Here is a 13,538-nt window from a genome sequence, read left to right as displayed (position 1 = left end):
GTGTTCATCACGGTCTTGTCAGAATCCTTGACTGACTCACACAGGCTAATGTTACATTACCGAAAGAACATATTCTCCCTCATTCACCCCATAATTAGTCGAAACATCAAAAACCAAACCCTCTGCCTCAGCACAAACATCTATCAATAGAGGTAATTCTTCTTTTTTATTAAAGTTAATTAATTGATACAACAATTGCCCTGCCTTAATAGAACTCCCTAAAGAGACTCTTGATTGAATCATGCCTCCAGCCGGAGCATAGTATTTTTTAATTTGACTTTTGATTGTCAGCTTGATTGGATGATAGTCTGTACCTTCCACGGGTAAATCTGGTAGTTCTAAAACGCCTTTCTTTGCCAGATAATTTTTAATCCCAATCACACCATTTTTCACAGATTCTGGATTCATTTGCATCCCAGAACCCAGTTCTAATGTCCATGATTCAATATCAAAGTGAATTTTATTTCCTAACTTTGCTAAGTTTTTTTCCAACGCCAACCAAGGTTTCATAAATGCCTCATCAAAAGCATCTCCATCATATTCATTCATTAAAATGCCATAATCTAGGAGAAAAGCTGTAGCACTTTCTTCGCGACTGTCGAAGCAATACAAATAATCAATGGCTTGGTTACTCGAACTATGGATATCAATTAGATAGTTAGCGTCTAAACATAAAGACTGTAACTGGTATCGGTAACGTTCACTAAAAGGCAAACCACTTGGAGCTTGGATTTTTTCTGATTGTTTCCTGAAACTAAGTTGGATTTTCTCTAAATAATTGTGTCGGATAACATCCGGCTCCAAATTAATTTGAGATTTTGCAAACTCCTCTAAATCTTCACACTCTTTCTCATAGTCCCAGAAAATTCGGTTCCAGTCTTTGCCATCATGGACATTAAAACGTCCCGTAGAAAAGACATGGGTGCGCTGATTGGTACTTAATGGATTACATACAGGCACAAGCCATATTTCTCCTGTAAGCTGACTATCATCCAAAGTTGTTAAAAACTCGATTAGCTGATGAATGACAGCATTTCCAACAATTTCAGCGCCATGTAAATTGGATTGTAAATACGCTTTTTTACCGGGTTGAGCACCTATGAACTTATAAACTTGGATGTCAAGGCGATCGCCTGAAGCCAATTGCTGAATCGGAATCGTAGAGATAGTTGGAATCATTATCCAAAGAAGTCCTATTTAACGGAAATTCACCGCATGGAAAAACACTGACAGATTGGCGGCATCCCATATTTAATATCTCCAATTATTTAAGTTCCCGGTAATGAGCGCAAATGCTGATCCAGATGAGTTCGATCAGCTAAGGCGTGTAGTAAGGGGCCATGAGAACTAAATTCAACAATGCTAACTGATCCAACAGGACATCCTAAACGAAAGCGGAAACGTCCGACATCAATTCCTAACAGACTACACAGCATAATACGGATGGTTGCTTTGTGGGAGACAATCAAAACATTACCTGTCGGGAACCGATGTTTGATTTCCTCAATTACTTGTAACGCACGATGGGCAATTGCCACCGCTAATTCCCCACCCGTGGGTGCATACCACGCCGGATCGGCTGTCCAACGAATGTAGTCATCGTGAAATTCGCGACTCACGGCTTCTGGCGTCTTACCTTCCCATTCACCATAGTTAATCTCTTTCAACCCATCGCGCAATTCGGGTTTCAAACTAATCGCCTCACACAGGGGTTTAGCTGTTGCTAGGGTTCGTCCCATTGGACTACAAAAAATGGCTTCCCAAGGGGTAGAACGATAGGCACTGGCAAAAGCTTCTGCCATCTCCCGTCCTTCGGGTGTAAGGTCGGGATTGCTAGAACCACAGAAGGCATTCAATCGGCTACAATCCGTTTGTCCGTGACGCAAGAAATAAAGCTTTAGGTTCACAGTCATTTGTCTCCAACATCTCAGTTAAGGTTACAACAGTATGAGGTGAATATGGTGTAATCTGTATAACTAACGAAGATGCAATGTGAGTATTATATAAGTCTCTCTTGTGAGATGTTAATTCACTCAACTCGAATCTATCAGTTAGCCCAAACTGCCAAACAAAATGAGATTTCAAATCTTACTGACTACTGTTGCATTAATCAGTACGCTTTGTTCAGCTTGTTCGGGTAGTAAAAATTGTCTCAATAGCCCATTGGCTAACATTGCTGTTTCCTATTCAGTTGCGGGACAAAACGACCAAGCTTTACAAGTAGCCCAGAAAATCACTCTGTTAACTCGCAAAGCTGATGTCTTGAGTCTGATAGCTCGCCAGGCAGCGAAAGCAGGACAGGAAAAACAGTCTGCAAATTTGTTTAATCAAGCCCTTCAAGCTGCGAATAAAATTGAACCCTCCCCTGATAAAGTGATGGCGTTAGAAGCGATCGCGGCAAGGTATGGAAGTGTGGGGCAAAAAGACAGAGCAGCTGAAGTTTTAGCTCAAGCTGTGCAGGATACTAAGGCAATTTGGGGTACTTCATTCGTTAAAGACACGGTATTAGAGAAGATCGCCGTTAATTATGCACAATTAGGTGATTACACTCAAGGAATTCAGGTCGCCAATAAAATTGTCGAGGATATCCCTAAAAGCCGAGCCTTAGCTCGAATCGTTGCTTACTATGTAGCCGCAGGAGAATACAATCAAGCGCGACAGATAGCTAACACGATAGAAGTTCAGACTTCTAAAGCGAATGCGTTAATAGAAATTGCCGAAAAAACCGGAGACTACCAACAAGCACTCACAGTAGCCAAAAATATTGATGAGGAAGAGAGGGCATTATGGAAAAGTATTATCTTAGGTAAAATTACGCTACTATATTCAAAATCTGGACAAAACAAACAAGCGGATGAAATATTATCTCAGGCAATTAAGGCTGCCAAAAATATCGAAGAGACTGATGCCCAACTTAATCAATTAACTCGAATCGCTCTCTTATATATAGAAACGGGTAAACAAGAGCAAGCGGTTAAAGTGGCATCCCAAACACTTCAGATTGCTAACCAAGTTCAGGATGCCGATAAAAAAGCAATATTTCTGGCTAATATTGCTGTTGTGTATGGGAAAGCCGGAAAGAAAGAATTGGCGGATTCGGTGTTTGCTCAAGCAATTCAGGTAGCTCAAACCCTCAACAATGAAGATAAAAAAACTCAAGTTCTAGCTGAAATTGTGATTAATTATGCCAAAGTTAGCCCCTACAATCAAGTACTTCAGCTAACCCAAACTATCGGTAATGCAAATACTCAAGCTTACGCGCTGAGTAAAATTGCTAGGGATTACGAAAAAGCCGGGGATAAAGAGCAAGCGACTCAGGCTTTAGAGCAGGCATTTCAGATTGCTCAAACGATAGAAACTACTCAAGGTAAATCCCAGAAGTTGGCGGAAGTTGCAGTTCAGTTGGGCAGAATTGCTCAGTACGATCGCGCGATCGCAATCGCCCAAACTCTCGATGCAACTGAGAAGGACTCTCCCAAAGCCTCAGCCTTAGCTCACATCGCCAATTATTGTGCAAAAGCAGGACAACAGGAGAAAGCGATCGCACTTTTATCCCAAGCACTTCAAGCCGTTAAAGTAACTAAGTGTTCCGATTGAGATCGATGACTTACGCCTAATAGATATTGATGAAACAAACAAGACAGCAATCACCAATCTCACCACTTGAGAAACGACGCCTCTATTCCTTGCTCTCGCCGAATCTTTCCATCCTTCTCAAACCAGTCAATTACCTGCTGATGCGTCAATTCTTCAATAGCAACGCCAGTATCTTTGGCGATTTGCTTCAATAGCCGCAAAGATGAAATCGTTAATCGTGTTAAAAACTTCTCAGGAGAAGACAACAGCGCTTTGTCTACATCCGCTGACTCTTCTGGGCTTAAAAATTGTGTTGTTGGTTGTTGTGATTCCACTATGAATACTGATATTAAATAGTCTCAACTTTACAGAATCATAAACGCTGGCGTTTTGGCAACAGAAAGAAACCCTCAAAGCCAAAGTGACGGTGAAGCAGAAGAACCCCCTCCCACCCCTTCTCTACTGCTCCTGATGCCGTGATTTAATTAAATAACCACATTGATGCTCTCCCTGATTGAGCCAGTGGGTTCTCTCCACTGTACAATCGGGCAACACCGCTGCAAACATTTCTAATTCATGTCCACACACACTCGGAAACGATTCGGCAACGTTGGAAATAGCACAGTTGTGTTCGGTTAAGATGAATTGAGGCTCAGCGCCGTTGTTTAACTCGTTAGGTTCTAGAACATGCCATTCTGCCATGTAACCTTCACTTTGGCGGATTTCTACGAGCTTGGCCACCCGCTCTTGCACAGAACCAATGCCGACTAAGTCGCGATATTCCTTGGCTTTGCGCTCCCACTGTTTCCGTAAAATGGAGCTAACCTGGTCATGCCCCACAGTTTCCGTCAGGGCATCCAACAAAGAAACGGCAAATTCATCATAACGGTTGGGGAAGCGATCGCGCCCTTTACGGCTCAAGTGATAGACATGCTGGGGCCGCCCCATTCCGACCTGAACCGATTTATACTCAATTAATCCTTCTGCCTCTAAATCCTTAAGATGACGCCGAATCGCTTGTGGACTAATCTCTAGAGCATCGGCTAAATCCTGTGCCGTCGTCTGATCCTGCTTCAGTAAATACTGCAAGATGTCCTGCTTTGTAGAAGGCTGGTGAGTAGTGGTCATCGGGTTTCAGGGCGATCTGTCTAAGAGGGCTAGGGAAAAAATACAGCTTGACTTTGACAACATCCTTGTTGTTAATATATCGTACAATAGACTTAAACAACAAAGGTGTTGTTTTACTGCTCCTGTGTATTAAAACGGCATCATTAAAAGTTGGGTGCTTGTCGCCACCCACCTCCGATCCTAAGCGATTTATTTAGAACACGAGAGAACACTTAAATCTAATGACTGCCACCGTCAAAAAATTAGTCAACCAGCCCTACAAGTATGGCTTTGTCACAGATATTGAGGCCGATACGATTCCTCGTGGTCTTAATGAGGACGTAATCCGCTTAATCTCTGGCAAAAAAAACGAACCAGAGTTCATGTTGGAGTTCCGTCTCAAAGCTTATCGGCAATGGCTGAAGATGACCGAACCAACTTGGCCTCACGTTAACTATCCGCCGATTAACTACCAGGATATCATCTACTACTCGGCACCCAAACAGGCCAAGAAAAAGCTGGATAGCTTAGACGAAGTTGACCCCGCACTGCTGGAAACCTTCGAGAAGCTAGGTATTCCCCTGTCTGAGCAAAAGCGGTTGTCTAACGTTGCGGTGGATGCGATTTTTGACAGTGTCTCCATTGGCACTACTTTCAAAGAAAAACTCGCCAAAGAAGGCGTGATTTTCTGTTCCATCTCGGAAGCGCTGCAAGAACACCCGGAACTCATCAAGAAGTATCTCGGCAGCGTTGTCCCTGTGGCAGACAACTACTTCGCCGCCCTCAATGCTGCTGTGTTCAGTGATGGTTCTTTTGTCTTTGTTCCCAAAGGCGTCAAATGCCCGATGGAACTGTCCACCTACTTCCGAATTAATAGCGGTGACACCGGACAGTTTGAGCGTACTCTGATTGTCGCAGAAGAAGGCAGCTCGGTCAGCTATTTAGAAGGCTGCACCGCGCCCATGTACGACAGCAACCAACTCCACGCCGCTGTCGTCGAACTCGTTGCCCTCGACAACGCGGACATCAAATACTCTACCGTACAAAACTGGTACGCCGGGGATGAAAACGGCAAAGGTGGGATTTACAACTTTGTCACCAAGCGGGGTTTGTGCAAAGGCGTAAACTCCAAGATTTCCTGGACGCAAGTCGAAACAGGTTCTGCTATTACTTGGAAGTACCCCAGTTGCGTGTTAGTTGGTGACAATTCCGTTGGCGAGTTTTACTCCGTAGCCCTGACGAATAACAAGCAGCAAGCTGATACGGGAACCAAGATGGTACATATCGGCAAAAACACCCGCAGCACCATTATTTCTAAGGGAATTTCTGCTGGTCACTCCAAAAATAGTTATCGGGGATTGGTAAAAATTGGCCCCAAAGCCCAAGGCGCACGGAATTATTCCCAGTGTGATTCAATGCTGATTGGGAGTACCGCCGAAGCTAATACTTTCCCCTACATTCAAGTGGAAAATAATACGGCAAAGGTGGAGCATGAAGCCTCTACCGCCAAGATTGGGGAAGACCAATTATTCTACTTCGCTCAACGGGGAATTTCAGAAGAAGATGCTATCTCCATGATGGTTAGCGGCTTCTGTAAGGATGTTTTCAACAATCTGCCGATGGAATTTGCTGCTGAAGCTGATAAGTTGTTGAGCCTGAAGTTAGAAGGTGCAGTTGGTTAATTGGATGTTGTGTACCTCTGTGTTTTGTTAACGCAAAGAAGCGCTAATGGCAACGCAGAGGAATGCGGAGGAGTTTTGAGGTAAGGATGATTAAGGAAAATAGTCAGGTAATATTGTCGGTTCGGGATTTAACGGCAAATGTCGATGGAAACTCGATTCTCAAGGGGTTAAATCTAGAAGTTAAAGCGGGCGAAGTTCACGCGATTATGGGGCCGAATGGCTCTGGGAAGAGTACTTTTTCTAAGGTTTTAGCGGGTCATCCTGCCTATGAGGTTACGGGTGGCGAGGTTACATTTTTAGGGCAAAGTCTGTTGGAAATGGAGCCGGAGGAACGGTCACTGGCTGGGGTTTTCCTCGCGTTTCAATATCCTTTGGAAATTCCAGGGGTGAGTAATTTAGATTTCTTGCGTGTGGCGTACAACGCCCGTCTCAAGCATCAGGGATTAGAGGAAATTGATACCTTTGATTTTGAAGATTTAATCCAAGAAAAGCTGGAAGTTGTCAAGATGAATCCCAGCTTCCTAGAACGTAGTCTAAATGAGGGTTTCTCTGGGGGCGAAAAGAAGCGGAATGAGATTCTGCAAATGGCACTCCTGGAACCCAAATTGGCCATCTTAGATGAGACGGATTCTGGCTTGGATATCGATGCGTTGAAGATTGTGGCTGATGGTGTTAACCAACTCGCCAATCCAGAGAATGCCACTATTTTAATTACTCACTATCAGCGTCTCCTGAATTATATTGAGCCGGATTTTGTGCATGTGATGGCAGCCGGTCGTATCCTCATGACGGGAGGTAAAGAACTGGCGCTGGAGCTGGAAGAGCGGGGTTATGATTGGGTTGTCGAGGAAAACGTAGCTGAGGTGGGAGCGCGATGACGGTACAAGTTTCTGCCAGTACGATTCCTAATTTAGAAGATTTGGGGGTAATCTCGACCTTGGAGGGTCAAGATGCCCATCTACTGAGCTTATTAAATCATTGCCAAACCCTAGCAATCCAAGCCATTGAGCCGGATACAACGGCTTTATTAAAGCAATTACGCGATCGCGCTGCTCGTTGGGTTAAGACACTCACCCTCCCTACCAAGCGGGATGAGGACTGGCGCTTTACTGACTTGTCGCCCCTATGGCAGGTTGATTTTCAGACAGCTGAAAGTCAGGGTGAAATCGCCGAGTCTGTGGCGACTGAGTTTGCCCTACCCGAAGCGTCTATTCGATTAGTCTTCGTGAATGGGATTTATGCACCTCACCTGTCAGCGATTACTGATTTGCCAGAGGGATTGGTTGTCAGTAATTTGGCTCAGTTACCAGTGGCTTATCGGTCAAAAGTTGGCAACTATCTTGCCCAGCAACCGGGTTCGGCAGAGGTATTTACGGCTCTGAATACGGCGAGTTTAACGGATGCGGCGGTTGTGTGGGTAGCGAAGAATCAGCAGGTAGAAACGCCTGTTCATCTGCTATTTATCTCAACGGTTAGTAAGACGCCTATTGTTTCTCTCCCCCGATGTTTGGTGGTGGCAGAATCGGGCAGTAATTTAACATTAGTTGAAGAGTATCGTAACCACAGATGCGGTAACGACGCACAAAAAATTTACTTCACTAATACGGTGACGGAAATCGTATTAGAGGAGAATGCACAAGTTAGCCATACGCGGATTGATCAGGAGAGCAAAGGCGCGTTTCATATTGGGAAAAGTGCGATCGCACAATCTCGGTATAGTCGTTACATCGGCAATGCCATCACCTTCGGCTCCAAACTCTCTCGCCATCATTTAGAAGTCTTCCAGACTGGAGAGGGGACGGAAACGACTCTCAATAGTTTAGCCTTGATTGGGGGTGAACAGGTGGCAGATACCCATAGTGCGATCGTTCTCAATCATCCCAACGGTACCGCTAACCAATTGCACAAATGTATTATCGATGACCGCGCTCAAGCGATATTTAACGGTAAGGTTTTTGTGCCACAAACTGCCCAATTTACCAACGCCAGCCAGTTGAACCGCAACTTACTGTTATCGTCCAAAGCTCGCGTTGATACTAAACCCCAACTGGAAATCACGGCTGATCAAGTTAAATGTGCCCACGGTGCTACCGTCAGCCAGTTAGAAGCCGATGATATCTTCTACCTGCAAAGCCGTGGCATCAATGCAGTCAATGCTCGTGAACTGTTGTTAGATGCGTTTGCGGCTGAGATTATCAAGGGCATTCCTGTGGCTTCAATGCGTCAAAAGCTGACTCGCTGTGTTGCCTGTAGAACATTTTAGTCGTGCGAAGAAAGTGTTTGAAAAGTTGTTTTTATGCTTATTTAATCTTGCTTTAACCTCTCCCCCAACCCCTCTCCTACTGTTGAGAGGGGGGTTAGGACAAATAAGCTTGACTTTTCAAATACGCTCTATAAAGTCATGAGTCATTTGCCAGACTTACCCACTTCCAATCCCCAGTGCCCAAAATGACGTTCACCACACAAAGAACTATTGCCGATGCAGTCCGCGCTGACTTCCCCATTTTGCATCAGGAAGTCAATGAAAAACCCCTCGTGTATCTGGATAATGCAGCGACTTCGCAAAAACCACTCGCCGTATTGGATGCCCTACGCCACTACTACGAACGGGATAATGCGAATGTCCATCGGGGCGCTCATAGCCTGAGTGTCAGAGCAACAGAGGCGTATGAGGGCGCGAGGGATAAAGTCGCCAGCTTTGTGAATGCGGCTTCGCGGCAAGAAATTGTCTTTACCCGCAATGCCAGTGAAGCGATTAATTTAGTGGCTTATAGCTGGGCGTTGAATAGCTTGAAACCGGGAGATGAGATTATCCTCTCGGTGATGGAACACCACAGCAACATCATTCCCTGGCAGTTGATGGCTCAGCGGACGGGTGCGGTAATTAAGTATGTGGGATTGACGGACACACAGGAGTTTGATTTAGCGCAGTTCCAGGAGCTAATTTCGGATCAAACTAAACTGGTGAGTGTGGTTCATGTTTCTAACACGTTGGGTTGTATTAACCCAGTGGAAGAGATAATTGCGATCGCGCATCGTCATGGAGCGAAGGTACTGATCGACGCTTGTCAGAGTGTGCCTCACATGCCGATTGATGTCCAGACCATGGACTGTGATTGGTTAGTCGCATCGGGACACAAAATGTGTGCGCCTACGGGAATTGGCTTTTTGTATGGCAAACTGGGCTTGCTAGAGGCAATGCCTCCGTTTATGGGTGGCGGCGAAATGATTTCGGAAGTTTACCTCGATCACTCGACGTATGCGGAGTTACCCCATAAATTTGAAGCTGGAACGCCCGCCATTGGGGAAGCGATCGCGCTGGGTGCGGCGGTAGACTATCTCATGGGAATCGGTATGGGCAAAATCCATGCTTATGAGGAAGAGTTAACTGCTTATCTCTTCGAGAAATTACGCGGTATTCCTGACATTAAAGTATACGGTCCGCAACCCACCGCAAACGGAAAAGGTAGGGCAGCACTGGCATCATTTACAGTTCCCGGACTCGACTCCAGCGATGTTTCTACAATGCTAGACCAAGAAGCGATCGCCATCCGTTCGGGTCATCACTGCACTCAACCCTTACACCGCATTTTAGGGGTTGCAGGTACAGCACGGGCAAGTTTGTATTTCTACAATACTCGTGAAGACATTGACGCTTTCATCAAAGCGCTTAAGGAGACAATGGACTTTTTCGGTAGCATTTTGGGATAAAAAGAAACTGTAGAATCTTGTTATCTTAGTAGGGTGGGCAATGCTCACCCTTTAATGTTTTATTCACCTCTTGCACACTTCTCGGTCAACTACCAAACCCGCCCGGAAATCAATTTCCGGGCTAATAGAAAAAGTCCACTAAAGTGGACTGAAATCTTTATATATATAGTAAGCGCTTAGTCCTCTTAAGAGGACTTTTGCTGCTAAACTTGACTTAAAATCTGTAGAAATTCTTGTACAACTACATCTGGTTGCTCCCAGCATCGGGAAGCATCGTAATGCTCCACAATCCGAATGCCATGAACTTTGAAGAAGCGATCCCGCTCGTGATCATGTACCGTGCGAGAGGGTGGATGCCAAGGTTCTCCGTCTACTTCAAGAATTCCCCACTTACCCTTGTAAAAAACTAAAAAATCAGTTTCCTTACTGTCTCTATTTTTAGAAGTCTTGAGGCGAGCTTTGCAGTTTGGGTAAAAAAGAACACCTACACGCTCAAGCGCTTCTGCAATTTTAATCTCAGTTTTCGAGCGGAAGAAAAGACCGTTCCATTCATAGGTAGCCTTAATACCCTGGTTACTTACATTCCAATTTCCAGCCAGCCTTAGCATTGTTCCTTCTAAATTAGCTATATCCAGGTCAGCGTTAGTTAAGTTAGTTCCCGTTAAGTCTGCATTGCGTAAGTCAGCTCTATTTAATTTGATATTACCCAAGTTAGACTGTGTGAGTATGGCTCCTTGTAAGTTAGCTCCACATAGATTTGCACCGCTCAGATTGACAAATTGCAGTTTGGTATCCGTAAGGTTGCCAGCAATCAAATAGGTATCACTCAAATTGGCACTACTGAGGTTAGCATTGCTCAGATCAGCACCAGTCAAGTTGGCATCTCTCAGGTCAGCAGCAATCAAGTTGGCATCCCTCAGGTCAGCAGCAACCAAGTAAGCATCAGCTAGATCTGCACCAGATAGATAGGCGTTACTCAGATCAGCACCAGTCAAGTTGGCATCCCTCAGGTCAGCCTCACTCAGGTAGGCACCATGTAAATCGGCACCAAGCAGATAAGCATTATTCAAATTAGCATCACTCAAATCAGCCTGCCGAAGGTTGGCATCATTCAGATGGGCACAGCTCAAATCAGCACCACTGAGATCGGCACGGCTTAGGTTTGCAAGGCTTAGGTCAACATAGCTCAAATCGGCACAACACAAGTCAGCACTACTTATGTCAGCACCATGAAAATCCCTTTGTCCTGCCGCATAACGCTCTAACAGTTCGTGAGCATCCATATATATGTATTTTGTGCTTGGGGAAGTTAGCTCTATCAATATTTTTCCCAAAACTATCCTTAGCACTACGAGGGGGTCAATTTTTATCCAATAGTGGTAGGTTCTTAAGATTATTCAAGAACCTACCGATTTTTATCTTTCCTTTGGGGCAAACAGATCGAGCCGATCACTCCAGAAATAGCTGGGGTATACGTAGCTGAGGTGTTCATTTAGTAGGTTAAGCGCTCTCCAAGAAAGCAAATAACGTCCAGCTAAACTTCTTTCCTCTGGAGTTGAACGACGGCTACCAAGCATGTAGCCCCCTTGACTTGCCCATAGGGGAACATTGTGGTTGTGCTGGTACATAGAATCCTCCTATAAAGGTTCACGTTGTGTCACTCTTATTATTCCTATGCATTACAGACAGTCCGATCTAATCACTAGGACTGTGTACTAGACGCAGCAGCATGGAAAAAAGAGCATTCTCAACCAACCAGAACATCAGGAAAGCACGATCACTCCCTAATCTTGATCTTGGGCTTTCCCCACGGGGGGAAGAAACTTTAGCACCCGAACAGCAGTGAAACAAGATTGCACCCTATTCTCACGCCAGAGAATCTGGATTGACTCCGATCGGTCGCCGCCGTTTCTCCAGCATTTAGACACGTTGTTCAGCTGCGCTCGCATCTCCAACCAGAACAGCACTAAAACGCGATCGCACTCCTCATCCGCTACAATTACTCTTCCTCTTCAATTAAGCCACCACCTAAATACAGCCGAATAAACTCAGCCGCCGCATCTGGGTTAATCTTCCGCAGCACTTCCACAACATCTTTGACAGTTTCAGCCGTTGGATCTCTTATCTCATTAACCCAGCGGTAAACATTGGAGCGTCCAACCCCCAATTCTGCCGCTAATCGATATTGGCTGATGTCATAAATCTCCAAGACCTTTTTAAGAGCTTTGCGTGCTTGTCCCATGCCTCAGATTTTGTCAGAGGCTCATAACCGAGTCAACGGCTCCCCTTTAGCGAGTCGGAGGTTCTTTGTTGGACGGGATTTCTCCTCTCTCCTGAGCTTGTCTAATCGCTCGTTTAAGAATTAGCACTGCCATCTGAGACAAAGAGCGCTCTTGGGCATCTGCCAATCTTTGCAGCGCCTCTTTGTCTTCCTCATCCATATATAGGGTCACCGTTACCTTCGCCATATCATCCATCATAGGGACTCCTGTGTGTTTTGCAGTCTGATAAACAAATACAACTAAAAACACACAGAAACACATAAAAACGAAGTATGATGTTTATCATGAAAAGTCAAAGCCAGCGCTTAACTTTGACAGGGCTAACGCTGGCTTCTGGCTCCCAAAATATAAGGAGACTTTCACAATGGTAAAACTACTGAGCCAACAAAGCGATCGCCCTTGGACGATTGTGCGAATTTTGCCCGATGCTCGACACTACAGCGTCGCCCGTTTCCGAAACCGTCAAGATGCTAACGACCATCTGAGACTTTTGCGGCGGTTTATTCCTGCGGCTGAGTTTGAGATTATCTTCGCTCCTATTGAATAGGAACAACAGGATAGCCAAGTCTGACACTTGAGTAAATCAATCTGTTGAGTCAGTCACCTCAGAAACCCCCCTCAATCCCCCCGCAACGGGGGGAAGTAACAATACTCTAGCTCCCTCCCCGTTACAAGAACCGGAGCGACCGGAGCCGAAGGTGAGGATGAGGACTGGGGAGGGGTTCTTCTAAATCCGCCCAAATCCCAAAACAGCCATGCAACCCCTACGCCACCGCATCAACCCCCAGACCTTTGTTATCACCCTCCGGCAAATTGCCAAACACCTGAAAATCAACCCAGAGCGCATCCTCAACGGGGAAAAATGGCATAACGTCCTCTGGGTGCATATTCAAGGATTAGGAGGTTACTTTATCAGTTACCGCAAACTCAAACAGTGGATTGCCGCTTGCCGCACTCTAATCTGCTTCTGCTCAAATCTGGAAGCCCTCAACGCCCTTTGGTCACTCATCCTGCAAGAGGCTCAACGATACGCAGAAGAAGCGTGAAGCGAAGCTATCCCGAAGGGAATCGCCCGACTCGAAGCAAGCTGGCAGCAACGACAAACTGATCTATGCGATCGCATCCCCAACCAACCAGAACATCACTAAAGCGCGATCGCTGATCGATAAAGCCTCAGCAG

At 45.4% G+C, this 13,538-nt stretch carries 14 protein-coding genes; 7 read left to right on the top strand and 7 right to left on the bottom strand.

The genetic code is table 11. The features are described from left to right. Positions 1-51: 51 nt before the first annotated feature. Together NDI48_10125 and NDI48_10120 are read right to left on the bottom strand one after the other, a co-directional pair. Positions 52-1,179 carry a succinylglutamate desuccinylase/aspartoacylase family protein gene (locus NDI48_10125; GenBank protein MEP0831562.1) on the bottom strand — a complete coding sequence of 376 codons (1,128 nt, stop codon included), beginning with the start codon at positions 1,177-1,179 and terminating at the stop codon, positions 52-54. An 89-nt stretch (positions 1,180-1,268) separates the two neighbouring features. After that, positions 1,269-1,907, bottom strand: a complete 639-nt coding sequence (locus tag NDI48_10120) for a histidine phosphatase family protein (GenBank protein ID MEP0831561.1) — start codon at positions 1,905-1,907, stop codon at positions 1,269-1,271. Between the two features lie 166 nt (positions 1,908-2,073). On the opposite strand from NDI48_10120, the gene NDI48_10115 reads away from it, so the two are divergent. Then, complete coding sequence (locus NDI48_10115; GenBank protein MEP0831560.1) at positions 2,074-3,597, top strand: hypothetical protein; 1,524 nt, start codon at positions 2,074-2,076, stop codon at positions 3,595-3,597. A gap of 59 nt (positions 3,598-3,656) precedes the next feature. Here the strand turns inward: NDI48_10115 and NDI48_10110 are convergent, their stop codons facing one another. Beyond that, entirely contained in the window at positions 3,657-3,914 is a 258-nt protein-coding gene (locus NDI48_10110; GenBank protein MEP0831559.1) for a hypothetical protein, read from the bottom strand. A gap of 121 nt (positions 3,915-4,035) precedes the next feature. After that, entirely contained in the window at positions 4,036-4,704 is a 669-nt protein-coding gene (sufR, locus tag NDI48_10105; GenBank protein ID MEP0831558.1) for an iron-sulfur cluster biosynthesis transcriptional regulator SufR, read from the bottom strand. Positions 4,705-4,925: 221 nt separating this feature from the next. On the opposite strand from sufR, the gene sufB reads away from it, so the two are divergent. The 4 genes from sufB to NDI48_10085 all read left to right on the top strand — a co-directional run bounded on the left by sufB (position 4,926) and on the right by NDI48_10085 (position 10,076). Further along, positions 4,926-6,365 carry a Fe-S cluster assembly protein SufB gene (gene sufB, locus NDI48_10100; protein ID MEP0831557.1) on the top strand — a complete coding sequence of 480 codons (1,440 nt, stop codon included), beginning with the start codon at positions 4,926-4,928 and terminating at the stop codon, positions 6,363-6,365. An 86-nt stretch (positions 6,366-6,451) separates the two neighbouring features. Further along, a complete protein-coding gene (sufC, locus tag NDI48_10095) occupies positions 6,452-7,243 on the top strand; it encodes a Fe-S cluster assembly ATPase SufC (protein MEP0831556.1) in 792 nt (263 codons plus the stop codon). Next, positions 7,240-8,628 carry a Fe-S cluster assembly protein SufD gene (gene sufD / locus NDI48_10090; protein MEP0831555.1) on the top strand — a complete coding sequence of 463 codons (1,389 nt, stop codon included), beginning with the start codon at positions 7,240-7,242 and terminating at the stop codon, positions 8,626-8,628. Before sufC ends, sufD begins: the two co-directional genes overlap by 4 nt. 185 nt (positions 8,629-8,813) lie before the next feature. Then, positions 8,814-10,076 carry a SufS family cysteine desulfurase gene (locus NDI48_10085; protein ID MEP0831554.1) on the top strand — a complete coding sequence of 421 codons (1,263 nt, stop codon included), beginning with the start codon at positions 8,814-8,816 and terminating at the stop codon, positions 10,074-10,076. A gap of 203 nt (positions 10,077-10,279) precedes the next feature. Here the strand turns inward: NDI48_10085 and NDI48_10080 are convergent, their stop codons facing one another. The 3 genes from NDI48_10080 to NDI48_10070 all read right to left on the bottom strand — a co-directional run bounded on the left by NDI48_10080 (position 10,280) and on the right by NDI48_10070 (position 12,556). Beyond that, entirely contained in the window at positions 10,280-11,359 is a 1,080-nt protein-coding gene (locus NDI48_10080) for a pentapeptide repeat-containing protein (GenBank protein MEP0831553.1), read from the bottom strand. A gap of 716 nt (positions 11,360-12,075) precedes the next feature. Then, positions 12,076-12,318: a helix-turn-helix domain-containing protein gene (locus NDI48_10075; GenBank protein ID MEP0831552.1), complete on the bottom strand. Its 243-nt coding sequence runs from the start codon at positions 12,316-12,318 to the stop codon at positions 12,076-12,078. 46 nt (positions 12,319-12,364) lie between these two features. Then, positions 12,365-12,556: a ribbon-helix-helix protein, CopG family gene (locus tag NDI48_10070; GenBank protein MEP0831551.1), complete on the bottom strand. Its 192-nt coding sequence runs from the start codon at positions 12,554-12,556 to the stop codon at positions 12,365-12,367. 166 nt (positions 12,557-12,722) lie between these two features. Between NDI48_10070 and NDI48_10065 the strand changes: the two genes are divergently transcribed. Further along, positions 12,723-12,905, top strand: a complete 183-nt coding sequence (locus NDI48_10065) for a hypothetical protein (protein MEP0831550.1) — start codon at positions 12,723-12,725, stop codon at positions 12,903-12,905. A gap of 208 nt (positions 12,906-13,113) precedes the next feature. Beyond that, positions 13,114-13,404, top strand: coding sequence for a hypothetical protein (locus tag NDI48_10060; GenBank protein ID MEP0831549.1), 291 nt, complete (start codon positions 13,114-13,116; stop codon positions 13,402-13,404). Positions 13,405-13,538 lie beyond the last annotated feature (134 nt).

Source organism: Microcoleus sp. AS-A8, assembly GCA_039962225.1.
Lineage (GTDB): Bacteria > Cyanobacteriota > Cyanobacteriia > Cyanobacteriales > Coleofasciculaceae > Allocoleopsis.
Note: the sequence above shows the minus strand (reverse complement) of the source record. Positions and strands in the feature narration are given on the sequence as shown.